Here is a 21,879-nt window from a genome sequence, read left to right on the forward strand (position 1 = left end):
CGTCTCACGAAGCGGCGGGCGAGCCGCCGGTCGCGACGCTCTGGGCTACCACGAGGGCGGCCAGCGCGATCAGGATCCGCAGCACCCAGCGCCGGAACACGTCCTCGCCGGTGCGCCGGAAACTGCGCGCGCCGAGCCAGACGCCGAGCAGGAGCGCCGGTAGCCAGAAGCCAAGCTGGATGAAGCTCCGTCCTGTGATCAAGCCCTGGGTCGCGAAATAGCCCGCGCCCAGCAGGTCCGAACAGAAGAAGTAGAAGATGATCGACGCCCGCCCGATCGCCGCGGCGCCGGGAGCGGAGAAATAGAACAGCACGACCGGCGGGCCGCCGACCCCGAAGGCCCCGTTGAGCAGTCCCGACGCCGCCCCGATGCCGGTGCTCGCGGAGGAGCCGGGCCGGCGGGCGAGCCGGAACCCCTTCAGCATCAGGATGGCCGCGGCGATGACCACCAGCCCGAGCGCGATCCGGGCGGGTGCCTCGGGCAGGCTGACAAGAACCAGGGTGCCAATGGGCAGCCCGGCGACGTAGCCGAGAAGCACCCAGCGCAGCGAGCGCCAGTCGATCTCGCGCCAGATTCCCGGCAGCAGGTTCAGCGAGGCGAGGATCTCCATCAGGAAGATCGTCGGCACGATCTGCGCCACCGGCATCAAGAGCGAGATCGCGGTGATCGAGATCAGCGAGAACCCGAACCCGGCAAAGCCGCGCACGACCGCGGCGACGAGAATCGCGGCGCTGCTGAGGACGATCGTTCCCCAGTCCCCGAAGTTGACCGAGAAGGTCTCTGCACCCATGCCGCGCGCCCGCACTGATGGCCGCGCGCAGTCTAGCACGGGCCGGGCGGTTCTCCAGCGGCGGAATGCGGGGAAAGGGCGGGCCCGGTTCAGGGCCCGGCGTCGCGGGCGAGCCCGTCGAGAAAGCCCGGAAAGTCGCGCGCGCCGACCTCGGCCTCGCGCACCAGCCAGTCGAAATGGCCCGAGAAGCTCGTCACCCGCGCGCTGTCGCGGAAGGCGATGTAGTGGCGGCCGAGATAGAGCACGGCGAGAAGCGGGCCGAACACCGTCACCGGGGCCGAGAACACGCGCCGCGCGTCGAAGAGATAGATCCGGAGCGAGGGGTAGAGCTGGGCGTAGAGCGTCTTCAGCCGGGCGATCTGCTCGGCGCGGATCGCCGCCGGCAGGCCGCGATAATAGCCCTCGGCGCGGGCGAAGGCCTCGATCTCGTGGCGGGGCAGCGCGATCTCGTAATCCGACCCCGCCTTCGCCATCCAGTTCAGCCGGTCCTCCGAGGCGCCGATCGCCTGGTCGGCGGTGCGGCCGAGCTGGGGTTCGTATTCCCAGCGGAGCATCGCCCGGGTCTTGAGCATGTCGGGCAGCGTCGCCGGCACATGGCGCACCTTGTAGCCCGCCGCCTCCTGGTGCCAGCCGAAGATCGTCTCGTCGATCAGCGCTCGAGGCGCCTCGGTCATCGTCAGCGAGGTCGCGAGCAGGTCGGCGAGCCGCTCCGGCCGTTCGGTGAGGCCGAGGAGCCAGTCGGCCGAGACCCCGAGCGCCGCGGCGCATTCGGCCACGACCTGGGCGTTCGGCAGCCGCGCGCCCTGGCCGGTGAGGAGCTGAGAGATGGTCGAGCGGTCGACGCCGACGGCGCGGGCGAGGCCGCTCTGGGTCGTCTCCTTCTCCGCCATCGCCCGGGCGAGACGGCCGCGAAACAGGCCGGCGCGGTCGCGTTTGTCGATATTCTTGCGCATGTGATGAAAAATATCACGGATGATGAAAAATGTTAATCATATTCGGAATTCGCAATCACACCGATCCGGGGCTAGCTGGAGACAGGGGAAAGGTGCGTGAATGGACACTGGCAAACGTACGATTCTAAAGGCAATTCTTTGGAACGCGCTGGGGCTTCTGACGATGTCCCTCGTGGGACTCGCGATGACCGGCTCAGCCGCAGTGGGCGGCGCGATGGCGTTGGTGAACACGCTGATCGGGCTCACCTGCTACGTCGCCTATGAGCGGGTCTGGGCGCGCATCGGCTGGGGCCGGTCCGGGGGGCAGACTCATGGCTGAGCGGACCCCTGTCGTCGAATGGCCGACGCTCGCGCTCATCGGCGCGGTTTACCTTGTCTGGGCCGGCGCGACGCTCTGGCTCGCCGCCTGGTCGCTGCCGCTCGCGATGGTCGCGCTGACGCTCGCGGTGACGCTGCACTCCTCGCTCCAGCACGAGGTGCTGCACGGCCACCCGTTCCGGTCGCGGCCGCTCAACGAGGCGCTGGTGTTCCTGCCGATCGGGCTGTTCTATCCCTATGGCCGGTTCCGCGACCTGCACCTCGCGCATCACCGCGACGAGCACCTCACCGATCCCTATGACGATCCGGAATCGAACTATCTCGACCCGACGGTCTGGGCGCGGCTGCCGGGGGCGCTGAAGCTGCTCCTCAGGATCAACAACACGCTTCTGGGGCGAATGGTGCTCGGCCCGGCGATCTCGGTCGTGGCGCTCCTGCGCAGCGATTTCCGGGCGATCCACGCTGGCGACCGGGCAATCGCGCGGGACTGGGCGCTGCATGGCGCGGGGCTCGCGCTCGTCACACTCTGGATCGCTGCCGCTGCGATGCCGTTCTGGGCCTATTTCACCGCCGCCTATGCCGGCATGTCGATCCTGAAGATCCGCACCTTCCTCGAGCACCGCGCCCATGACCTCGCGCGCGGCCGCTCGGTGATCGTCGAGCGCGGCGGGGTGCTGCCGTTCCTGTTCCTCAACAACAACCTCCATGTCGTGCATCACAGCAAGCCCGGCATGGCCTGGTACCGGCTGCCCGCACATTACGCCGCCAACCGGGCGGAGTTCCTGCGCCGCAACGACAACTACGTCTTCGCCTCCTATGGCGAGATCTTCCGGCGCTACCTCGTCAAGCCGAAGGATCCGGTGCCGCATCCCTTGCGCTGAGCTTTCCCGCGCCCCGGGGCCGTGCCAGAAGGGGGCATGAGCCTCTGGGTGATCCTCACGCTGGCCGCCGCGGCCCTGCAGACACTGCGCTTCATGCTGCAAAAGCAGCTCCGGGGCGCGGGGCTCTCGACCGGCGGCGCCACCTTCGCGCGGTTCCTCTTCGCGGCGCCGGTGGCGGCTTGCGTCGCGATGCTCGCTCTGGCGGCGACCGGGACCGCGCTGCCGCGCCCGACGCCGGCCTTCTGGGGCTACGTCGCGATGGGCGGGCTCGCGCAGATCGTCGCGACGATGCTGACCGTGGCGCTCTTCCAGCTCAGGAACTTCGCCGTGGGCGTTGCCTTCACCAAGACCGAAACGGTGCAGGTGGCGCTCTTCTCGGCGCTCTTCCTCGCCGAAGCGGTGGGCGGGGTCGGCTGGCTCGCCATCGCGCTCGGCCTCGCGGGCGTGCTTCTTCTGTCGAAGGCGCCGGCGCGGGGCTCGCGGCTCTTGGGCCGGCCGGCGCTCTACGGGATCGCGGCGGGGGCGCTCTTCGGGCTCTCGGCGATCGGCTATCGCGGCGCGACGCTGGAGCTGATGCCGCTGCCGTTCCTCATCCGCGCGCTCCTCGCGCTCGCCGCGGCGACCGCGCTGCAGACCGTGGCGATGGCGGGATGGCTCGCGTGGCGCGAGAAAGGCGAGATCGCCCGCGTCCTCGCCCGCTGGCGCCGCACCGCGCTCGTGGGCCTTACCGGCATGCTTGGCTCGCTCGGCTGGTTCGCGGCCTTCGCGCTTCAGAACGCAGCCTATGTCCGCGCCCTCGGCCAGGTCGAGATCGTCTTCACGCTCCTCGCCTCTGCGCTCGTCTTCCGCGAAAGGCTGAGCTCGCGCGAAGCCGCGGGCATGGCGCTCGTCGTCGCTTCGGTCGTTGTGATCGTTCTGACGTTCGGCTGATGCGCCTCTTCCCCTTTAACCTGCCGCTAGGCCCCGTGCTTTCTTCTTTTTCAAAGTATCCCTGCCGGAGGCAAACCCGAGCGGCCCTTGCGAAAGCAAGGGGCGCGAGACGCGATCATGCGCGCGGGAACCGCGCGCTCGACCGGATCAGACGAGCCGCCGGAAGGCCGGAACGGAGCCGGAATTGTCGAAGAACGGCACACCGTCCTCGACCGGCGCGCCCTTCAGGTGCGCGGCGACCTCGCCCAACACCACTTCGGTGATGAAGGGCAGGTTGAGCCGCCGCGCCTCGCCGAGCGGCACCCAGTGCAGGTGGCTGAGCTCGTCGGAGGCGCGGGCGAAATCGTCCGGGTCGCCGGCGATCGCCGTGGCATCCGCGAGAAAGAAGCGCGCGTCGAAGCGGCGCGGCCGTCCGGGCGGCGTGATCGCGCGGAAGACGAAGCTGAGCGCCGCCGCCGCCGGCAGGTGGCCCGTCGCGGCGAAATCGCGCCAGCCCTCGGGAACCGGTCCGGGCCAGGCGCCCGGCGCGCCGAGAATGAGCCCTGTCTCTTCCCAGAGCTCGCGGATCGCCCCGGCGGCGAGCGCCGGGCCGAGGCCGGGTGCCGTGCGGTCGGCGATGCGCGCGAGGCAGCCCGGCGCGAGTTCGGAGGCGAAGGGCACCGAGGCATCGGCCGCGTCGACCGCGCCGCCGGGAAAGACGTACTTGCTTGGCATGAAGGCCGCGCCGGCGCCGCGCTGGCCCATCAGCACCGCAGGCTCGTTCCCGTCGCGGCGCACCAGAAGCACCGTCGCCGCGTCGCGGATCGGCGGGGAGGCGGCCTCAGACATCGCTGCCCGCGCCGAACCCGTGCATCCGCTTGGCCCATTGCAGGGCCACGAACATGCCCTTGATCCGCGGCAGCAAATAGAGCGAGAGCGCGACGCAGCCGGTCGCGAAGATCCCCGACAGCACCAGCGGATCGGGCCGGAACTCGACGAAGGCCCAGCCGATCAGCGGCGCCATCAGGTGGCCGACGATCAGGATCGTCACATAGGCCGGCCCGTCATCGGCGCGCTGGTGATGCAGCGCCTCGCCGCAGGCGGGGCAGGCGTCCCGCACCTTCAGGTAGCCCTTCAGAAGCGCGCCCTCGCCGCAGGCCGGGCAGCGCCGGCGCCAGCCGCGCAGGAGCGCCGGCTTCACCGGGCGGTCGTCCTCGGGTTCGATCGTCACATCGGTCATGGTCGCGTCTCCTGATGTCCAGCATCTAGCACCGAACCCAGGGAGTGCGATACCCCGCCGCGCTTTTTTCGGCCCCGCGCCCGACGGAACCGCCCGGCCCGCGCGTTTTACATATCAGAGGGCGGCGCGGCCGCCCGGTTCTTGCAACGGAAAGGAATCGAGCATGATCAGGAACAGCATTCTCGCAGCGCTGGCGCTTTCGGTCGGGGCCGCGGCACTCGTCGCACCGACCGTCCTCGCGGCGCATGACCGCGGCTTCGGGCGCGGCGGCATGTCCGGGCACGAGATGCGCGGCATGATGCACGACATGCCGGGCCATGGGATGATGGGCGGCATGATGGGGATGGGCGGCATGATGGCCGGTTCCGGGCTCGACTTCGCGGAACTCGATGCTGACGGCGACGGCAAGATTACCGAGGAGGAGTTCCGCGCCCACCGTCAGGCCGAGATCGCCGGGCTCGATGCCGACGGCGACAACCTGATCTCGGCCGAGGAACTGTCGGCGCATATCGCCGGGCGAATGCAGGCGCGCGCCGAGGTCATGGCCAAGCGGATGCTCGAATCGCGCGATCTCGATGGCGACGGCAAGCTCGGCGCGGCCGAGATGCTGGCGATGCCGATGCCGGAGCGGATGTTCGGCTTTGCCGATGCTGATGGCGACGGCGCGGTGAGCGCGGACGAGTTCGACGCAGTGCATGAGTGGATGGGTCGCCGCGGCGCCATGCACCGCATGTTCGCGCCCGATGCGGCCACGGGCGAAGAGGGTGGCACCGAGTGATGATGACGCGCCGCCCGCCCCGGCACCGGGGCGGGCGGCGATTGCGGTTTCATGGGTTTGAGGCTAGCCATTCCGCCGATGGGCAACGCAATCGACGCATTGGCCGAGGCCTCGGACGAGGCGCTCCTGATCCTCTACGGCAACGGGGATCCGGAGGCCGCGCGGATTCTGACCGCCCGGCTGGCGCCAGTGGCCTACCGGGTCGCGGCGCGGATGCTCGCCGATCCGGCCGAGGCCGAGGACGTGGCGCAGGAGGCGATGCTGCGGCTCTGGCGCCTCGCGCCGGACTGGCAGGGCGGTGCGGCTCGGGTCTCGACCTGGCTCTACCGGGTCGCGGCCAACCTCGCCACCGACCGGCTGCGGCGGCGGCGCACGCTGCCGCTCGACGCCGCGGCCGATCCGGCGGACGAGCGGCCGGGGGCCGTGGCCGGGCTTGTCGCCCAGGACCGGGCGGCGGCGCTCGAGGCAGCGCTGATGCGGTTGCCGGAACGGCAGCGCCAGGCGGTGGTGCTGCGCCATCTCGAAGGGCTCGCCAATCCCGAGATCGCGGAGATCATGGAGGTGGGCGTCGAGGCGGTCGAAAGCCTTGTCGCACGCGGCAAGCGGGGATTGGCGGAGGCGCTGGCGGGCAAGCGCGAGGAACTGGGGTTTGACGATGGCTGAGACGGACCGGACAGACGAGCGGCTGGAAGCCTTCTTCGAAGCGGCGCGGAGAGAGCCGCCGGTGCCCACGGAGGCGCTTCTGGCGCGGATACACGCGGATGCGCGGCAGGTGCAGGACGTGGCGCGGCCCGTTGCGGCGCAGGTGCCCCGGGTGCCGCTCAGGGCGCGGCTCGCGCAGGCGCTCGGCGGCTGGCAGGGGCTCGGCGGGCTCGTCACCGCAACGGCGGCGGGTCTCTGGATCGGCTATGCGGGCATCGCCGATCCGGCGTCCTATGGCGGCGATATTCTGGGTCTGGAGCCCATCGCGTCGGTCGAGCTGATGCCGGGGACCGAGGATTTCGCGGCGCTGGTGGTTGGGGAGTGATGAGCATGGCTGAACCGGAAAAGACCGGAAAGCGCGGCGGGGGCTGGTTGAAGTGGGCGCTCATCGCCTCGCTCGGGCTCAACTTCTTCGTCGTGGCGGTGATCGCCGGGTCGGTGGCCGGGCATCATCGCGGCGGTGGCCACTGGCGCCCGCATGACGTGGGTTTCGGACCCTTCACCGAGGCGCTGAGCCGCGAGGACCGGGCCGCCCTGCGTGACGCCTTCCTCGCTGCCAGGCCCGATTTCCGGGACATGCGGCGCGAGGCGCGCGGCGATTTCGAGCGGCTCGTGGCCTCGCTGCGGGCGGAGCCCTGGGACCCGGCCGCGGTCTCAGCGGCGATGGCGGCACAGGGTGCGCGCACCGCCCAGCGGCTCGAGCTTGGCCAGCGGCTCCTGGTCGAGCGGATCTCCCAGATGTCGCCGGAGGCGCGGCACAAGCTTGCCGACCGGATCGAGGCCGCGACGTCGCGGCGCTGGTGGCGCTGAGGCTGCAGCTCAGGCGGCGCTGCGACCGACCGTGACGATATTGCGGCCATCGGCCTTGGAGCCCATGAGCGCACGGTCGGCGAGATCGACGAGATCCTCTACAGACGCAGGCCCCGGTCCGAGCGCAAGGCCGATCGAGAGCGTGACCGGGATCGCGGCCGCGCCGTCGGGCATCGGCACGGGCCGGTCGCCGATCACCCGGCGCAGCCGCTCGGCGGTGGCTTGCGCCGCTTCGGGCGTGGTGTCGGGAAGCGCCACGAGGAATTCCTCGCCGCCGATCCGGGCGAGGAGGTCGACGGCGCGCAGGTTGCCGCGCAGTCGTGCCGCCACCTCGATCAGCACCGCGTCGCCGGCGGCATGGCCACGGCTGTCGTTGATCGCCTTGAAGCGGTCGAGGTCGAGCACCATGACCGCGAACTGGCGCCCGGCCGCACGGGCCCGTTCGGCGATCCGGGCGAGATGCGGCAGCGCGTAGCGGCGGTTGTTGAGCCCGGTGAGCGGGTCGGTCATCGCGAGCCTGAGCCCGTTCTCGAGCGAGGCGCGGAGCCGGTCGGACTGCCGCTTGCGCGCGATCTGGGTGCGGATCCGGAGCGCCATCTCGACCGGGTCGGCGCCGGGTTCGATCAGGTCGCTCGCGCCGAGGTCGAGCGCCATGGCGGCGGTGTCGCGCCCGGCGCGCGGCAGCATCACGCAGACCGCCGAGAAGCGGGTCGCGGGCCGCGAGCGCAGCTCCGACATCAGCGTGAGGCCGTCACCCGGCCGCGCGAGGTCGGCGGCGACGACGAAGACGTCCGGCACCGGCCCCGAGCCGAGGTCGCCGAGCACCGCGGTGCCGTCGAGCGCCTGGAGCCGGTCGTTCAGGTGGCCGGCGAGGTCACGTTTCCAGGCGAGCGCGGTCTCGGCCCGGCCGGCGATCAGGCCGACGAGGGCGGGGCCGGCGAAGGGCTGCGGCCCCTCGGCGAAGCCAAGTTCGCGGTAGGTGCCGTCGCGCAGGCCGAGCTGTTCGGCCGTCTCGCGCGCCCGGAGGAGGCTCCTGAGCCGCGCCATCAGCACCGCCTCGTCGAGCGGCTTCCAGAACACCTCTTCCGCGCCGGCGGCGAGCGCCTCCATCTTGCGGGCATGGTCGTGGAAGGCGGTGACCATCACCACCGGGATACCGCTGGTCGCGGGATCGGCCTTGAGCCGCCTGCAGACCTCGATCCCGTTCATGTCGGGCAGTTCGACATCGAGGAGCACGAGGTCGGGCCGCATCCCGCGCGCCTGTTTCAGCGCCTCGACGCCGCAGGCGGCCTGAACGGTTTCATAGAAGGCCGAGGCGAGCTTCACCTTCAGCACGATCCGGTTCGTCGCGACGTCATCCACGATGAGAATCTTCCCAGCCACGATGCAGCTCCGTCCCGTTTACATGCGCGTCCGTTACCCTCATCTTTCGGTCACAATGGTTAAGAAATGCTTTCCGAGGCGGTAACGAATGCGAAACACATTGGCGGTCGGGCGGGACTTCGCCGAAACCCTGGCGCTCCGGGCGCTTTCCTGGATTGCCGGAGAGGAGGATCTGCTGCCGGTTTTCCTCGGCGCGAGCGGGCTCTCGGCGGCGGAACTCCGCAACCGCGCGGCGGAGCCGGATTTTCTGGTGTCGGTGCTCGACTTCCTGCTGATGGACGATGCCTGGGTGATCGGCTTTTGCGACGCGGCGGGCTACGATTACACGGTGCCGATGGCGGCGCGGCAGGCGCTGCCGGGCGGGGCCGAGACCCACTGGACCTGAAGGCCCCCGGCCTTCGGCGTTGCCTTGCGGGCGGAAAACCGGCAGGGTCTGGCGCGAAACCCGCCAAAGCGGGAACGGGAGGAATCATGACCGAGATCCGCGGGCTCGTCTTCGACAAGGATGGCACGCTCTTCGACTTCCGCGCGACCTGGGGCGGCTGGTCGCGGCGAATTCTGGAGGAGCTGGCGGGCGGGTCGCCCGATCTCGCCGCGACGCTCGGCACGGCGATCGGCTATGACCTGTCCGACGGCAGCTTCGCCCCGGACAGCCCGGTGATCGCCCATACCGCGCCCGAGATCGCGGCCTACCTGCTGCCGCATCTGCCCGGCGCCGATCATGCCGTGCTGGTGGCTCGGATGAATGCGATGGCGGCGGTGACCGACCTTGTCGCCGCGACGCCGCTCGTGCCGCTCTTCGAGGCGCTGACCGCGCGTGGCCTGAGGCTCGGCCTTGCAACGAACGACGCCGAGGAGCCGGCCCATGCGCATCTGCGCGCCGCCGATGTCGCGCGCTTCTTCCAGTTCGTCTCGGGCTTCGACAGCGGTCACGGCGCGAAACCCGATCCGGGCCCGCTTCTGGCCTTCGCGCGCTCGCAGGGGCTTGACCCCGAGAGCGTCGCGATGGTCGGCGACAGCCGCCACGACCTCGTCGCGGGGCGCGCGGCGGGAATGCGCACGGTGGCGGTGCTGACCGGCGTCGCCGAGGCCGAGGAACTGGCCCCGCTCGCCGACGTGGTCCTGCCCGATATCGGCCATCTGCCGCGATGGATCGATACGCAGGTCATGGCCGTAACCTGAGCGGCTTGTCCTAAAAACGACGCAGTCCTGTCGCAGAGCGCGGCGAAGTGTGGTCGCCGCCTGCCGATGCTGTCCGGGACGGGCATGGGAGGACAGGGCATGTCGAGCGAAATCAGGCGCAAGCGGGCGGGCGGGCGCGCCGGCCATGCCGAGCGGGCCGGGGTCAAGACCATCGACCAGATGCCGTGGCGCATTCCGGTCAATCCGGACCGGCCGATCGAGCCGATGGGGCCCGAGGGCGTCGAGGCGATCCACAAGGGCGCGATGCGGATCCTGAGCGAGATCGGCATCCGCTTCTTCAACGACGAGGCACTGGCGATCTTCAAGCAGGCCGGCTGCAAGGTCGAGGGCGACACCGTCCGCATGGACGAGGATTTCGTGATGGAGATGGTCGGCCGCGCGCCGTCCGAGTTCACCATCACCCCGCGCAACCCGGCCCGCGCGCTGCCGATGGGCGGCAAGAACATCCTCTTCGGCAACGTCTCCTCGCCGCCGAACTACTGGGACCTGGAGCGCGGCAAGGTCTCGGGCTTCATGGAGGGCTTCCGCGACTTCATCAAGCTGACGCAGTATTTCAACTGCATCCATTTCGCCGGCGGCTACCCGGTCGAGCCGATCGACGTGCATCCGTCGATCCGCCATCTCGACTGCCTCTACGAAAAGCTCACGCTGACCGACAAGGTCTGCCACGCCTATGCGCTGGGCAAGGAGCGGGTCGAGGACGGGATGGAGATGGTCCGCATCGCCGGGGGGCTGAGCGAGGAGGCGTTCCGCGCCCGCCCGCACATGTATACCAACATCAACTCGGTCTCGCCGCTGAAGCACGATTTTCCGATGATCGACGGGGCCTTGCGGCTGGCGCGGAACGGGCAGGCGGTGGTCGTGACGCCGTTCACGCTCGCCGGGGCCATGGCGCCGGTGACGATGTCGGGCGCGGTAACGCTTTCGATCGCCGAGGCGCTGGCGGCGATCGTGCTTCTGCAATACGTGGCGCCAGGGGCGCCGGTCGGGATCGGCACCTTCACCTCGAACGTCGACATGAAGTCGGGCGCGCCCGCCTTCGGCACACCGGAATACATGCGCGCGACGCAGATGACCGGGCAGATGGCGCGGTTCTACAAGCTGCCCCTCAGATCCTCGGGCGTCTGCGCGGCGAACGTGCCGGACGGACAGGCGATGTGGGAGACCTGCAACTCGCTCTGGGCGGCGATGCAGTCGGGCACAAACATGGTGTACCACGCGGCGGGCTGGCTCGAGGGCGGGCTGATCGCGTCCCCGGAGAAGTTCGTGATGGACTGCGAGGTGCTGCAGATGATGCAGCGCTACATGGAGCCCGAGGTATGGGCCACGGGGCCGGACGAGATCGCCATCGACACGATCGCCGAGGTTGGCTCCGAGGGCCATTACTTCGGCTGCCAGCATACCCAGGACCGCTACACGACGGCCTTCTACCAGCCGATCGCCTCGGACTGGCGCAACTACGAGGCCTGGCAGCTCGACGGCTCGGTCTGGACGGCCGAGCGGGCGCACCGGATCTTCAAGGCGATCATCGCCGAGTTCGAGGCGCCGCCGATGGAGAACGCGGTCCGCGAAGAGCTGAAGGCCTTCGTCGAGCGCCGCAAGCTGGAGGGCGGCGCGCCCACCGACTTCTGAGCCGACCAAGCGGAGTGCGCGGGCAGGCCCGCGCACATGGTTTTCCTCTCGCGACCTTCGCCGGGGCGAAGGTCGCTCGGGTGCCGCATCGCGGGGGATATCCGGAGCAGCAGGGGGCGGCGGGCCTGTGCCCGGCCGGCGGTTGCGGGTTGTGGCTGCCGCCGGGGTAGATAGGCTTCCGGCGGGCAGGCAGGGCGCGGCGGAGCCATGACTGGCGAGCAGGTAGAGCGCGTGATGCGCGGCGGCTTGGGCGTGCTCGGCGGTGCGAGCCTCTGGGCGGCGATGACGAGCTGGAAGGCCGGTCTGACCCGGCCGGTGCTCGGGCTCACGGTCTTTGCGCTGGTCTTCTTCGGAGTCGCGCACATCCTCGCGGACACGATGCGGAGCCGGCGGGTCGTGCTGATGGCCGCCGGGCTCGCCGCGCCGGTCGCGGCGCTGGTGGTCCGGGTGAGCTTGCGCCACGACGCGCCCGAGGCCATCGTTCACGACGGTCACCCGCTCGCCGCTGCTTTCGCGATGGCGACGCTGATCTTCGTCGGGATCGTCTGGATGGTGGTCAATCTCAGCAGCGAATTGCTCACTCTCGTCTGGATCGACGTCCTGCGCCTGTTGATGCGGACGGATTGGTTCGGGCCGGTCGTGAGCGGCACCTCCGTCGGGCTCAGCCTCGCGGTTCTGGGCGATGTCGCCGACATCGTCGTGCCGCGGCTGGTGTTGCGGCTTCTGCGGCTGTCGTTCCGGTGGGGCTGGCGGTGAGCCTCGCCTTCCTCGCCGGGCTGCCGGCGCGCGGCCTGTCGGAGCTTTTCGGCGGCCGCTCGACGGCGGGCCTGCTGATGGCGATCGCCATCGCGGCGGTCGCGCTCGTGTCGATCGCGGTGGCGGACGAAAAGGCGGAGCCGGTGCAGGGCCGGGTCATGCGGGGCGCGGCGCGGGGGCTGGCGCTCGTGCTGCCGGTACTGGCGAGGCTTGCCGCCTGGGCGATCTGGCTCAGGGTGCGCGACTACGGCTGGACGCCGGAGCGGGTGCTGGCGGCCGCGGGCGCGGCGGTCCTGCTGGCTTATGGCGCGCTCTACGCGGGTGCGGCCCTCGGCCCCGGCGACTTGATGGCGCGGATCCGGCGCGGCAATGTCGCCGTTGCGCTGATCTTCGTCGGGCTCGCGGCGCTGTGGCTGACGCCGGTTCTCGATGCGGGCGCGATCTCGGTCGCGAGCCAGGCGGCGCGATATGCCGATGGCCGGGCCGCGCCGGCGGAGCTGCCGGTCTGGGAGATGCAGAACGACTGGGGACGGAGCGGGCCGGTCATGCTCGACCGGCTGCCGGCGCTTGGCGATCACCCGCGGGCGTCGCCGCTGGCGGCCGAGGTGAACTGGGCGCGGACCGCAACGAACCGCTGGGCGGAGCGGCCCGGCACCGGGGTCGAGGCGCGGCTCGCGGCGCTCCGCGCCGGCGCGCTGCGGGTGCCAGCGGGCGCTGCGCTGCCGGACCGGTTCGAGGGCGCGCTGGCGCATGAGGGCCGGGACTGGGAGGCTGCCTGCGACCGGAACGCGGCACCGGGCCTTCCGGGGTGCGCGGTCGTCCTGGCCGACTTCGTCCCCGAAGTGGCGGGCGCCGAGGCGATGGTGCTGGCACTCGGCCGGATCGACCCGGGCGGGATGGGGCGGCTGAACGTCACGCTCTCCGAACCGCAGGGCCCGGATGGCGCGGCCATGACCGAGACGCGGAGTGTTCGGCTCGGAACGGGAGAGGTGGAGTGGATCTTCACGACGCTCGCGGCCGGCGAGATTGCGCTCGTGCCGCAACGCGCGCTGCGGCTCAGCGCAGGATCCTCCGTTCTCAAGTAGCTCGAACAGGCCTCGTGGCGCGACCCTGCCGGGCTTTGCCGTTTCTTAACGCGAACCGGTCTAGGCTCGGTCCCGGATAGGGAAGGGTGTGCCATGCACGGTCTCGTCAACCGGTCGATCCAGTGTTTCCTGCGCGACACCTACGGTCTCGCGCTCTGGGCCGCGGTCGCGGCCGACGCGGGCCTCGAGGCGCAGGGCTTCGAGGCAATGATGAGCTACGACGATGCCTTGACCGATGCGGTCATCGACGCCGCGGCGCGGCGGCTGGTCAAGCCGCGTGAAGCCCTGCTGGAGGATCTCGGCATCTATCTCGCCGGCCGCGAGCCGCTACGGCGGCTCCTGCGATTTGGCGGCGTGGACTATGCCGACTTCCTTCTGTCGCTCGACGAACTGCCGGATCGGGTGCGCCTCGCCGTGCCCGAGGTCGACATGCCGGATCTCTCGATGATCGCCACCGGGCCGGGGCGGTACACGTTGTTGTGCCGCGGCGGGCATCCGGGATATGCGGCGGTCTTCGCCGGGGTCCTGCGCGCGATGGCGGACGATTTCGGTGCGCTGGCGCTGATCGAGGCAGGCGCCGCACAGGGCTTGACGGACACCGTAACGATCGAACTGCTTGAAGCGCAGTTCGCGTCGGGCCGGCATTTCGATCTCGCGCGACCGGGGCGGGGGTGATGGACGGCGCGCTGAGATCAGATCCGGCCTGCATCGCCGAGGCGGAACTCGGCCGGCTGATGCCGATGTTCCTTTGGATCGCGCCGAGCGGGCATATCCGCTGCGTCGGGCCGACACTGGCCAAGCTCTGCGACGGGCTGGATCTGGTCGGGATGCGGTTCTTCGAGGTGTTCGAGGTGAGCCGGCCGCAGTTGGTGGCGACAATGGTGGAACTGCGTCCACTCGCCGGACAGCGGCTGCATCTCTCGCTTCGCCAGCCACCGCGCACCGCGCTGCGCGGGCTCTGCATCCCGCTGCTCGACGGCCAGGGCGCGATCCTCAACCTCTCGTTCGGCATCCGGGTCGCCGCAGCGGTTCGTGAGCACGCGCTGAGCAACCGCGATTTCGCCCCGACCGACCTGACAGTGGAGTTGCTCTACCTGACCGAGGTCAAGGAGGCGGTGATGGAGGAGCTTGCGGCGATGAACCGTCGGCTCATGGTGGCGCAGCGGGCGGCCGAAGCGCAGGCGCTGAGCGATGCGTTGACCGGGCTCGCGAACCGGCGGGCGCTCGATCAGGCCCTCGCGCGGGCGCTCGCCGCGGTCCGGCGCGGCGGCGTGGGCTTCGCGCTACTGCATCTCGACCTCGATTTCTTCAAGGCGGTAAACGACACGCTCGGCCATGCGGCCGGAGATCTCGTGCTGAGCCATGTCGCCGAGGTCTTGCGTGCGCACACGCGGGTCGAGGACGTGGTGGCGCGCGTCGGGGGGGACGAGTTCGTGCTGATCCTCGGCGGCCCGATCGACGGGGAGGAAGTCATGAAGATCGGGGCGCGCATCATTGCCGGGCTGGAGCGTCCGGTTTCCTTCGAGGGCCGCGAGTGCCGGATCTCCGGCAGCATCGGGGCGACCCTGTCGGCAGCCTACGCCGCGCCCGATGCGGATCGGCTGCTGAGCGACGCCGATTCCGCGCTCTACGTCTCCAAGCGGCGGGGGCGGGGGCGATGCACGATCCACTGGGTCGGGTCCGATGACGCGGGCGGGATGAAACCGATGCCGGACAACGGAGGGTGATCACTGGCCGGGTCGGCAAGGCGGAAGGGGCGTGGTCGCTGACGTGGAGTGGGGCCACGGGCGCTACGGGATCGACCGTGCCGCTTGGAGATGACAGCGGCTCGGGTAAGCGGAGCGTCCGGTCATGTCGACGGGCTGCCGGGATGAGCCGGCGATCGAGCGGCCGATGGGCTTCCGGGTATGCGCGGCGGCGGGGATGGGCGCCCTGCTCGGGATGGCTCCGGGGGTATTTGAGCCTGATCGGGGGCGTGGCCGGTCGCCCAGCCACGGAGCGTTCCATCGCGACCTTTGGGGATCGCGGCGGTGTACGGGGTCCGGTGGCGATGTGCGAAGGTCGGTCGAATGACGGAATGGTTCGGGAAACCTGAGAGATGGCTGCGGCGACTCGGCCTCCTGGCGCCCGGGTCGGGATGGAACGCGTCGGGGCAGGGCGAGAGAGGGGCGGAGCGGGCGCGTCGGTGGACCAGAGCGGGGGATTGTCACCTGGCTTGAGTTTGGCGCAGTGTTTTTGCCGACGATGCGGCGATGCGTCGCGGCGGAACTTGCGCGAGCCGATGGCGGGACGGGTGACGACGTAAGGCACCGAGGCCAGCCGCAAGGACCGGCCGGAGCGTCGGCCCGGAGTGCGTTCCTCGCTCGTGGGCGGACGCACGGATCGCAACGCGTTGTGAGAGCGGATTTTCTGGGCCGCTGCTTGAGCGTCGGTCCTGATGAAGATGGCCGCCAACGATGCGATAGAGCGCGTGTGTGCGGACGAAGTCGTTTGAGCGCATCAGGATTGCGGCGCTCAGGCTGTGGCGATGTCGGTCGGGTCTGCCGACTGGCGGGACAGGGGCAGGAGTGATTCAGCCGGAGGGTGCCCGGTCGATCCCGATTGCCGACGTCGGGGACGCAGGCCAGTGGCCGTCGCGATGCCGGCCGGCGGGGCTGGGCCGGTGACGGCGCGGATCAGCGCGCGAGGGTGCGGGCGATCTCGGTCGCGAGGGCCGCGATCGCGGCACCGCTGGCCGCGGCGACGCCGGACGGCCCGGTCTGAGCAGCCGGAATGTGGATGTCGAACCGTTCGAGCCGCTCGCGAACCGCCCCGTCGGGCGCGGAGATCGCGTATTGGCCCGTAAAGTCGAAGCCGCCGTCGGCCCGTGCCAGCATCCGCTCGACCCGGACGTCGAGCCGGGCGTCGGCGGGCTCGGAGAGCGGCCAGGGCTCGGCGGCGACGGTCGCGCTGGTCGCATTGTCGAGGCTGCGGGCGAGTGCGGCGGTCACGCCGCGCACCGGCTCGTCGGCCCAGAGCGAGGTGCGGATGTTGCGCAGGGCGCCGCCCTGTTCCTCCTGCGAGATCTCGATCGCGGCGGCGTAGGCCGGCAGCGACACGTCGCGGACCTCGATCGTCGCGACCGGAACGGCGATCGGTGTCGCCGCCGCCGGCGTGTCGATCAGGAACCGGTCGGCGTTGCCGGCGCAGCCGGCAAGGGCACAGAAAAGGCAGGCGAGGGCAGCGCGGCGCATCGGGTCAGCGTCCTATCAGGAGGGAGTTGGGATTGCGCTCGATCGCGCGGGCAAGCTGGCTGACGGCGCGGGCGGCGCTGCGGACCTCGCGCAGCGCGGCAAGCGTCTCGCCGTTGAAGTCGGAGCGTTCGCCGTAGGCGGCGATGAGCGCCTCGGACTGGGTGACGAGCTTTTCGAGCCGGGCCGACAGGTCCGGCAGGCTCTCGGTCGCCTTGGCGACCGCGTCGGCGGCGTCGCGGGCCGAGGCCATGGTCGCGTTGGCATTCTCGACGGCGCCGCCCTCGCGCAGTTCGGCGAGCGTCGTGCGGATCTCGTCGAGCGCGCCATTCAGCACGGGCGGCAGGTCGCGCGCAGCCTCGCTGCCGATCACCTTGTCGGCGCTGTCGAGCACCCGGGTCGCTGCGGCGACAAGCTCCTCGGCCTCGAGAGAGTTGGCCTTCTTCGCGACCGCGCGCAGGTCCTCGACAAGGGCGGGGAACTCCGCCGAGGCGGTGGCGATGTCGGAGGTGATCTTGTCGGCGCGTTCGAGCGCGGAGGCGAGGTTCTTCATCGCGCCGCCCTCCTTCAGCTCGCTCACCACGGCGCGCAGTTCGGCCACCGTAGCGCGGATGTCGCCGGGCAGCGCCCGCATCGCCTCGTCGTTGACGAGCGAGCGCGTGTCCTCGAGGAGTGCGACCACCGTGTCGGGCACCGCGCGGGTGCTCTCGGAGCTCGTCACCGCTTCGATCGAGGCCATCATCGTGATCGCCTGCTCGATCAGCTCTTCGATCGGAAGCGCGTTGATCCGCTCGAACACGCCCTCGGCGGTCGCGGTGAAGTCGGGCAGGTTCGACTTCTCGCTCGGCAGGATGGGAAGCGGTTCGGCCGCGCGTTCGAAGACCGCCGGGGCGGCGTCCGGGATCTCGACCAGCTCGACGATCAGGGCGGCGCTGAAGATGCTGGTGGCGGCGAGCCGGGCGCGCAGACCCTCGTCGACGGCGGCCTCGAAGAAGTCGAGCGTCTCGGCCTTTCCCGCGCCCGCGGGGAGACCCAGACGGTCGGGCTCGATCGCGAGATTGGCCATCAGCCGGACGTTCGGGCCGGTCTCGTCCTCCTCGACCTGCGCGGCGATCGCGACCACTTCGCCGACCTTGAGCCCGCCGTAGCGGACATCGGCGCCGGGTTCGAGGCCGCTCACGGATTCGCCGAACTCGGCGGCGATCTGGACTGCGTCGGCGCTCGACCGGGCGATCAGGCTTTTACGGGCCGAGGCCTGGTCGGGATAGACTTGGAAGACATGGCCAGGGCTGACCGGCTCGCCGCCTTCGTAGACCGAGTCGAATTCGACCCCGCCGGCGAGGAGCGAGGCCATGCTGTCGAAGTTGACGCTGAGACCGGCACCGCTGAGCGAGACCTCGAAGCCCGAGGTGTCCCAGAACCGGGTGGCGGAGTTGAGGCGCCGGTCATGCGGCGCCTCGATGAAGGCGTCGACGACGATGGAATCCGTGGTGACCGTGAGCCTAGGCTTTTCCAGCCGCCCCACCTCGACGCCGTGGAAGAAGACCGGCGCTCCTTCGGAGATCAGGCTGCCGTCGTCGGTGATAAGCGTGATGCGCTTGCCGTCGCGTCCCGGCTGCACCAGCGGCGGGCCGTCGGCACCATCGAAGCGGTAGGCCTGGACACCGGGCTCCTGGTCCCAGGCGCCCTCGATATAGACGCCGGAGAGCACCGTTGAGAGACCCGAGATGCCGCGGGTGCTGACCTTGGGGCTGACGATCCAGAACTGCGCGTCCTTGTCGAGGAAGGTGGCAACCTCCTTATCGATCCGCGCGCGGATCAGAACCTTCGTGAGGTCGGGAGTGAAGGTCACCTGCTCGACCCGGCCGATGGTGACGTCGCGGTAGCGGATTGTCGTCTCACCCGCGGTCACGCCGGGGGCGCTCAGGAAGGTGATCTCGACCAGCACGCCGCGATTGGCGAAGTTCTGCCACGCAAGCCCGAGCGAGATGGCGAGTGCCAGCACCGGGACGAGCCAGACGAACGACAGGTTCCGCCAGAACGATGGCCTCGGTGGCGAGATGTCGAGTTCGGCAGGGCGCGGATCGGTCAAGTATCGTCTTCCTCATAGGCGTCCCAGAGGGTACGCGGGTCGAAGTTCTGCGCGGAAATCATCGTGAATGCAACGGAAAGCGCGAAACTGACCGCAGCGATGCCGGGATTGACCGTCGCGGCGAAGTCGAACCGGACGAGCGCCGAGAGGATCGCGACCACGAAGACGTCGATCATCGACCAGCGGCCAATGAACTCCACGACCTCGTAGAGGTGCTGGCGGCCGTGGCCGCGGATCACCACCTTCGACCGCGCCGAGAGCGCGAGATAGCCGATGGCGATGAACTTACCGATTGGGATCAGCACGGAGGCGGCGAAGACGATGAGCGCGACGCCCCAGGAGCCGTGCAGGAAAAGTTCGATCGCGCCGCCGACGATGGTGTTCTCCTGCGTCTTCCCGAAATTCGTCGTCAGCAGCATCGGATAGATGTTGGCGGGGATATAGGCGACCATCCCGGCGGCGAGCCAGGCCCAGACCCGCTGCAGGCTTTTGGCGTCGCGGCTTTGCAGCGACGCGCCACAGCGCCGGCAGACGGTGTCGCCGGCGGCATGGACCTTGCCGCAGCCGGTGCAGCCGACGAGCCCGGCCCGCCGCGCGGTCAGGACCGCCTGCGTTCTTCGAGCGTTTTCCATATCGTCAGCCTGCACATGAAGTTGTCTTTGAGCACCGTCACGAGGACGAGTGCCGCGAAGGCCCAGAACGCCGGGCCGGGCGTGACCTTGGCGAGGCCCGCAACCTTTACCATCGCCACCGCGACGCCAAGGATGAAGATCTCGGCCATCGCCCAGGGCCGCATCGCTTCGGCCCAGCGGAACACGCGCTCAGCCTGGGCCGCGGGACGCCAGCCGAGTGCCATTGGCGCCAGCGCGTAGGTGATGGCGAGGAGCCGGGCGAAGGGCAGGGCGACGATCATTGCCCCCACCGCGACCGCGAGCGGCATCATCCAGCCTTCGGAGAAGGCAAGGACCGCGCCGAGGACCGAGCTCTGCCGGCTGAGGCCGCCGGCCTGGAGCTCGAGGAAGGGGAAGAAGACCGCCGCCACCATGAGGATCGCCGCGGTGGCCGCGAGCATCACGATTCGCGTCATCGCGCCGGTGCGCGGCGCCATCAATGTCGTGCCGCAACGATGACAGCGGGCGCGGGCGCCGGGAACGACCACGGTCACATGATGAAGCGCGTCGCAAGTCGGGCAGGCGATGAGCGCGTCGAGCTGGGATTCGGGGGTCGTCGCCGTCACGTCTGGTGCGCCTCCTCCGCGGCCGCCGGTCCGGTGCAGGTTACAGGAGGGACCGTGCCGAGCGCCAGACCGGGAATTCGCGCCGCGCGCGCACCGTTTCCGTGTTCTCGCGGTGCGTCAGCTGTTCCTTGTAACGATCTATATTTGCAGGATAAAGTTACAGGATTCGGGGCTGCAGTTCTTCGTCATCCCTCCGAAAGCGGGATCGGCTGTCCCACGATATCGCCCAATGCGGGGTAATGAGATCAAGGGTCTGGTCGCAGGGTGTTCCGCGCGAAAAGTGAAATCGGAAATGCGGTTGGCAAGCAGACTTTCTCCGCGGCTGTGAAGGCATTGGGCACCTGCGGCAGAAGCGGCCATTCGCGCCCTGCATCGCCCAGGCCTTCGACCGACCGGGCACGCACATTGGAGCGGCGTGGCGAAAGCCGCGCCACTTCTTGAGTGCGCCGCGTGTCATTCACTTGAATGCAGCGGAGCGTCCGCACTGGCACGAAGCGAAAACGCTCGCGCGTCTCTCGGCGTGGTCAGCTGGATCATCGGATCCATCGGGACCGAAGGCGACTTGTCCTAACCGCCTGCAAGCAATGCCTGTGCTCGGCGCGGACCTCAGGCATCCGCGCCACAAACAATCCCCTCAAGCGCTGCCAGAAACTGAGCAACTTCGCGCTCGCTGTTGTAATGGCAGATAGACACGCGGATGCAGTCCGGGAGCCCAAGGGGATCGAGAATGTTGCGCGAGTAGTGGTCTGCCTTTCGGGTGTGTGTCCGGATACCCTGCTCATTCAGCCGGGCGACGACGTCAGGTGAGGGCATGTCCTTCACGACGATCGACACCAGCCCCTCACGCGCCGGGTTGTCCGCGCCGCCGATGATGGTGACATTTGCCATCTCCTTGAGGCCCTTCACGTTGCCCAGCCCGTGGATCATCGCGTCCGTGAGCCGCTTCTCATGGGCGTGGATCGCGTGGCCCGCGGCCTCGATCCGGCGGCGCCGATCCGTCTCTTGTGACACCTCGCCGCCGAGCCAGTCGAAATAGGCGACGAGGTCCGACATGGTCGCGTAGGCGCCGGTGTCGCGCGTGCCGAACTCCCAGCCCTTGGCCGGGGCGTCGATCAGCATGTCGTGCGGCAGGAGCGAGAGCCGGTCCGAGATCCAGGCGACGCCGTAGCCGTGGCGCGAGAAGACCTTGTAGGGCGAAATTGCGTAGCCATCGACGCCGTAGCTGTCGATGTCGAGTTGGCCGTGGGCGGCATGCTGGATGCCGTCGACGATGATCAGGCAGTCGGGCGCGACCTTGCGGATCGCCGCAGACACGGCGGCCACGTCGACGCCCATTCCGGTCACGGGCGAGGTATGCAGGATCGTCGCCACCGCAACGTCCGGCGTCACATGCGCAGCGTATGCTTCGGCCGTAACGGTGCCGATTGCGTCGTCATGCATGACGTTGACGTAATCGAGTTCGGCTATGGCCGCCCAACGCCGCGCCGCAGAACGCGAGGCCGGATGTTCGAGCGAACTGCCGAGTACCTTTGCCCCTTTCGGCGCGTTGACGCAGGCGGTGCGGATCATTCGGAACAAAAGCTCGGTCCCGCTTTCGCCGACGAAGAACTGCCCCGACGAGGCGTTCATCAGAACGGCCATGTCTGCCTTGGCACGGTTGATCACCTCGACGAGCGCGTGGCTCGCCGGGTTGTCGCGCCCCTGGTTGTCCGGGATCGCGGCGAACTTTGCCGAGGTCTCGACGACGGATTTCAGCGTCAGCGCGCCGCCGGCGTTCTCGAAGAAGATGCGGGGGCCCTGATAGGGGCATTCCTCGACATGATGGAAGCGGCTGCGGATCTTCTCGAGAAGCTCTGGGGTGATGTCGGTCATGGGACTTT

General features: G+C 69.5%; 24 protein-coding genes. 14 read left to right on the top strand and 10 right to left on the bottom strand.

Features of this window, described 5'->3' with window-relative positions; translation table 11 throughout:
- Positions 1 to 4 precede the first annotated feature (4 nt).
- Together OEZ60_RS07050 and OEZ60_RS07055 are read right to left on the bottom strand one after the other, a co-directional pair.
- Positions 5 to 790, bottom strand: coding sequence for a sulfite exporter TauE/SafE family protein (locus tag OEZ60_RS07050; RefSeq protein ID WP_263334546.1), 786 nt, complete (start codon positions 788 to 790; stop codon positions 5 to 7).
- 89 nt (positions 791 to 879) lie between these two features.
- Entirely contained in the window at positions 880 to 1,743 is an 864-nt protein-coding gene (locus tag OEZ60_RS07055) for a helix-turn-helix domain-containing protein (RefSeq protein ID WP_263334547.1), read from the bottom strand.
- Between the two features lie 163 nt (positions 1,744 to 1,906).
- Between OEZ60_RS07055 and OEZ60_RS07060 the strand changes: the two genes are divergently transcribed.
- Genes OEZ60_RS07060 through OEZ60_RS07070 form a run of 3 tightly spaced genes read left to right on the top strand, consistent with a single transcriptional unit; the run spans position 1,907 to position 3,872 of the window.
- On the top strand, positions 1,907 to 2,062 hold the full coding sequence (locus OEZ60_RS07060) for a DUF2061 domain-containing protein (protein ID WP_411709788.1): 156 nt from the start codon (positions 1,907 to 1,909) through the stop codon (positions 2,060 to 2,062).
- On the top strand, positions 2,055 to 2,942 hold the full coding sequence (locus OEZ60_RS07065) for a fatty acid desaturase (RefSeq protein WP_263334550.1): 888 nt from the start codon (positions 2,055 to 2,057) through the stop codon (positions 2,940 to 2,942). Before OEZ60_RS07060 ends, OEZ60_RS07065 begins: the two co-directional genes overlap by 8 nt.
- Positions 2,943 to 2,978: 36 nt before the next feature.
- Entirely contained in the window at positions 2,979 to 3,872 is an 894-nt protein-coding gene (locus OEZ60_RS07070) for a DMT family transporter (RefSeq protein ID WP_263334552.1), read from the top strand.
- 147 nt (positions 3,873 to 4,019) lie between these two features.
- On the opposite strand, the gene OEZ60_RS07075 is transcribed toward OEZ60_RS07070, so the two are convergent.
- Entirely contained in the window at positions 4,020 to 4,700 is a 681-nt protein-coding gene (locus OEZ60_RS07075; protein WP_263334554.1) for an NUDIX hydrolase, read from the bottom strand.
- Positions 4,693 to 5,091, bottom strand: coding sequence for a DUF983 domain-containing protein (locus OEZ60_RS07080; RefSeq protein WP_263334556.1), 399 nt, complete (start codon positions 5,089 to 5,091; stop codon positions 4,693 to 4,695). Before OEZ60_RS07080 ends, OEZ60_RS07075 begins: the two co-directional genes overlap by 8 nt.
- A 163-nt stretch (positions 5,092 to 5,254) precedes the next feature.
- On the opposite strand from OEZ60_RS07080, the gene OEZ60_RS07085 reads away from it, so the two are divergent.
- The 4 genes from OEZ60_RS07085 to OEZ60_RS07100 all read left to right on the top strand — a co-directional run bounded on the left by OEZ60_RS07085 (position 5,255) and on the right by OEZ60_RS07100 (position 7,381).
- Complete coding sequence (locus OEZ60_RS07085; protein WP_263334557.1) at positions 5,255 to 5,869, top strand: EF-hand domain-containing protein; 615 nt, start codon at positions 5,255 to 5,257, stop codon at positions 5,867 to 5,869.
- A gap of 78 nt (positions 5,870 to 5,947) precedes the next feature.
- Positions 5,948 to 6,532: an RNA polymerase sigma factor gene (locus OEZ60_RS07090; RefSeq protein ID WP_263334558.1), complete on the top strand. Its 585-nt coding sequence runs from the start codon at positions 5,948 to 5,950 to the stop codon at positions 6,530 to 6,532.
- Positions 6,525 to 6,896, top strand: coding sequence for a hypothetical protein (locus OEZ60_RS07095; RefSeq protein ID WP_263334559.1), 372 nt, complete (start codon positions 6,525 to 6,527; stop codon positions 6,894 to 6,896). Before OEZ60_RS07090 ends, OEZ60_RS07095 begins: the two co-directional genes overlap by 8 nt.
- Before the next feature lie 5 nt (positions 6,897 to 6,901).
- Positions 6,902 to 7,381 (top strand): periplasmic heavy metal sensor, encoded by a 480-nt coding sequence (locus OEZ60_RS07100; RefSeq protein ID WP_263334561.1) that lies wholly within the window; start codon positions 6,902 to 6,904, stop codon positions 7,379 to 7,381.
- A gap of 9 nt (positions 7,382 to 7,390) precedes the next feature.
- On the opposite strand, the gene OEZ60_RS07105 is transcribed toward OEZ60_RS07100, so the two are convergent.
- Positions 7,391 to 8,764, bottom strand: coding sequence for a diguanylate cyclase domain-containing protein (locus OEZ60_RS07105; protein WP_263334563.1), 1,374 nt, complete (start codon positions 8,762 to 8,764; stop codon positions 7,391 to 7,393).
- Positions 8,765 to 8,852: 88 nt separating this feature from the next.
- Between OEZ60_RS07105 and OEZ60_RS07110 the strand changes: the two genes are divergently transcribed.
- The 7 genes from OEZ60_RS07110 to OEZ60_RS07140 all read left to right on the top strand — a co-directional run bounded on the left by OEZ60_RS07110 (position 8,853) and on the right by OEZ60_RS07140 (position 15,167).
- Positions 8,853 to 9,149 carry a DUF3572 domain-containing protein gene (locus tag OEZ60_RS07110; protein WP_263334565.1) on the top strand — a complete coding sequence of 99 codons (297 nt, stop codon included), beginning with the start codon at positions 8,853 to 8,855 and terminating at the stop codon, positions 9,147 to 9,149.
- 86 nt (positions 9,150 to 9,235) lie between these two features.
- Complete coding sequence (locus tag OEZ60_RS07115) at positions 9,236 to 9,946, top strand: HAD family hydrolase (RefSeq protein WP_263334566.1); 711 nt, start codon at positions 9,236 to 9,238, stop codon at positions 9,944 to 9,946.
- 99 nt (positions 9,947 to 10,045) lie between these two features.
- A complete protein-coding gene (locus OEZ60_RS07120) occupies positions 10,046 to 11,599 on the top strand; it encodes a trimethylamine methyltransferase family protein (protein WP_263334568.1) in 1,554 nt (517 codons plus the stop codon).
- Between the two features lie 207 nt (positions 11,600 to 11,806).
- The gene (locus tag OEZ60_RS07125) at positions 11,807 to 12,355 is read left to right on the top strand and encodes a hypothetical protein (RefSeq protein WP_263334571.1); all 549 of its coding nucleotides are present in this window, start codon (positions 11,807 to 11,809) and stop codon (positions 12,353 to 12,355) included.
- Positions 12,352 to 13,440, top strand: a complete 1,089-nt coding sequence (locus tag OEZ60_RS07130; RefSeq protein WP_263334573.1) for a DUF4153 domain-containing protein — start codon at positions 12,352 to 12,354, stop codon at positions 13,438 to 13,440. The genes OEZ60_RS07125 and OEZ60_RS07130 overlap by 4 nt, the downstream gene beginning before the upstream one ends.
- Before the next feature lie 93 nt (positions 13,441 to 13,533).
- The gene (locus OEZ60_RS07135) at positions 13,534 to 14,115 is read left to right on the top strand and encodes a heme NO-binding domain-containing protein (protein ID WP_263334574.1); all 582 of its coding nucleotides are present in this window, start codon (positions 13,534 to 13,536) and stop codon (positions 14,113 to 14,115) included.
- Positions 14,115 to 15,167: a GGDEF domain-containing protein gene (locus tag OEZ60_RS07140; protein WP_263334576.1), complete on the top strand. Its 1,053-nt coding sequence runs from the start codon at positions 14,115 to 14,117 to the stop codon at positions 15,165 to 15,167. The genes OEZ60_RS07135 and OEZ60_RS07140 overlap by 1 nt, the downstream gene beginning before the upstream one ends.
- A 948-nt stretch (positions 15,168 to 16,115) precedes the next feature.
- Here OEZ60_RS07140 and OEZ60_RS07145 read toward each other — a convergent pair.
- From OEZ60_RS07145 to OEZ60_RS07165, 5 genes are all read right to left on the bottom strand, one after another.
- A complete protein-coding gene (locus tag OEZ60_RS07145) occupies positions 16,116 to 16,673 on the bottom strand; it encodes a PqiC family protein (RefSeq protein WP_263334578.1) in 558 nt (185 codons plus the stop codon).
- A gap of 4 nt (positions 16,674 to 16,677) precedes the next feature.
- Positions 16,678 to 18,762 (bottom strand): MlaD family protein, encoded by a 2,085-nt coding sequence (locus OEZ60_RS07150; RefSeq protein WP_263334580.1) that lies wholly within the window; start codon positions 18,760 to 18,762, stop codon positions 16,678 to 16,680.
- The gene (locus OEZ60_RS07155; RefSeq protein WP_263334582.1) at positions 18,759 to 19,394 is read right to left on the bottom strand and encodes a paraquat-inducible protein A; all 636 of its coding nucleotides are present in this window, start codon (positions 19,392 to 19,394) and stop codon (positions 18,759 to 18,761) included. Before OEZ60_RS07155 ends, OEZ60_RS07150 begins: the two co-directional genes overlap by 4 nt.
- Positions 19,361 to 19,999: a paraquat-inducible protein A gene (locus tag OEZ60_RS07160; protein WP_263334584.1), complete on the bottom strand. Its 639-nt coding sequence runs from the start codon at positions 19,997 to 19,999 to the stop codon at positions 19,361 to 19,363. Before OEZ60_RS07160 ends, OEZ60_RS07155 begins: the two co-directional genes overlap by 34 nt.
- Positions 20,000 to 20,605: 606 nt before the next feature.
- A complete protein-coding gene (locus OEZ60_RS07165; protein WP_263334586.1) occupies positions 20,606 to 21,871 on the bottom strand; it encodes an aminotransferase class V-fold PLP-dependent enzyme in 1,266 nt (421 codons plus the stop codon).
- Positions 21,872 to 21,879: the final 8 nt, after the last annotated feature.

The sequence above is a fragment of the Albidovulum salinarum genome (assembly GCF_025673475.1).
Taxonomy (GTDB): domain Bacteria; phylum Pseudomonadota; class Alphaproteobacteria; order Rhodobacterales; family Rhodobacteraceae; genus Albidovulum; species Albidovulum salinarum.

Excerpts from the sequence above, each read along its gene's own strand:
- OEZ60_RS07090 (WP_263334558.1), top strand. The coding sequence starts at position 5,948 with ATGGGCAACGCAATCGACGCATTGGCCGAGGCCTCGGACGAGGCGCTC.
- OEZ60_RS07145 (WP_263334578.1), bottom strand. The coding sequence starts at position 16,673 with ATGCGCCGCGCTGCCCTCGCCTGCCTTTTCTGTGCCCTTGCCGGCTGC.
- OEZ60_RS07095 (WP_263334559.1), top strand. The coding sequence starts at position 6,525 with ATGGCTGAGACGGACCGGACAGACGAGCGGCTGGAAGCCTTCTTCGAA.
- OEZ60_RS07135 (WP_263334574.1), top strand. The coding sequence starts at position 13,534 with ATGCACGGTCTCGTCAACCGGTCGATCCAGTGTTTCCTGCGCGACACC.
- OEZ60_RS07060 (WP_411709788.1), top strand. The coding sequence starts at position 1,907 with ATGTCCCTCGTGGGACTCGCGATGACCGGCTCAGCCGCAGTGGGCGGC.
- OEZ60_RS07085 (WP_263334557.1), top strand. The coding sequence starts at position 5,255 with ATGATCAGGAACAGCATTCTCGCAGCGCTGGCGCTTTCGGTCGGGGCC.
- OEZ60_RS07065 (WP_263334550.1), top strand. The coding sequence starts at position 2,055 with ATGGCTGAGCGGACCCCTGTCGTCGAATGGCCGACGCTCGCGCTCATC.
- OEZ60_RS07165 (WP_263334586.1), bottom strand. The coding sequence starts at position 21,871 with ATGACCGACATCACCCCAGAGCTTCTCGAGAAGATCCGCAGCCGCTTC.
- OEZ60_RS07120 (WP_263334568.1), top strand. The coding sequence starts at position 10,046 with ATGTCGAGCGAAATCAGGCGCAAGCGGGCGGGCGGGCGCGCCGGCCAT.
- OEZ60_RS07125 (WP_263334571.1), top strand. The coding sequence starts at position 11,807 with ATGACTGGCGAGCAGGTAGAGCGCGTGATGCGCGGCGGCTTGGGCGTG.
- OEZ60_RS07110 (WP_263334565.1), top strand. The coding sequence starts at position 8,853 with ATGCGAAACACATTGGCGGTCGGGCGGGACTTCGCCGAAACCCTGGCG.
- OEZ60_RS07080 (WP_263334556.1), bottom strand. The coding sequence starts at position 5,091 with ATGACCGATGTGACGATCGAACCCGAGGACGACCGCCCGGTGAAGCCG.
- OEZ60_RS07140 (WP_263334576.1), top strand. The coding sequence starts at position 14,115 with ATGGACGGCGCGCTGAGATCAGATCCGGCCTGCATCGCCGAGGCGGAA.
- OEZ60_RS07055 (WP_263334547.1), bottom strand. The coding sequence starts at position 1,743 with ATGCGCAAGAATATCGACAAACGCGACCGCGCCGGCCTGTTTCGCGGC.
- OEZ60_RS07115 (WP_263334566.1), top strand. The coding sequence starts at position 9,236 with ATGACCGAGATCCGCGGGCTCGTCTTCGACAAGGATGGCACGCTCTTC.
- OEZ60_RS07155 (WP_263334582.1), bottom strand. The coding sequence starts at position 19,394 with ATGGAAAACGCTCGAAGAACGCAGGCGGTCCTGACCGCGCGGCGGGCC.
- OEZ60_RS07075 (WP_263334554.1), bottom strand. The coding sequence starts at position 4,700 with ATGTCTGAGGCCGCCTCCCCGCCGATCCGCGACGCGGCGACGGTGCTT.
- OEZ60_RS07070 (WP_263334552.1), top strand. The coding sequence starts at position 2,979 with ATGAGCCTCTGGGTGATCCTCACGCTGGCCGCCGCGGCCCTGCAGACA.
- OEZ60_RS07050 (WP_263334546.1), bottom strand. The coding sequence starts at position 790 with ATGGGTGCAGAGACCTTCTCGGTCAACTTCGGGGACTGGGGAACGATC.
- OEZ60_RS07100 (WP_263334561.1), top strand. The coding sequence starts at position 6,902 with ATGGCTGAACCGGAAAAGACCGGAAAGCGCGGCGGGGGCTGGTTGAAG.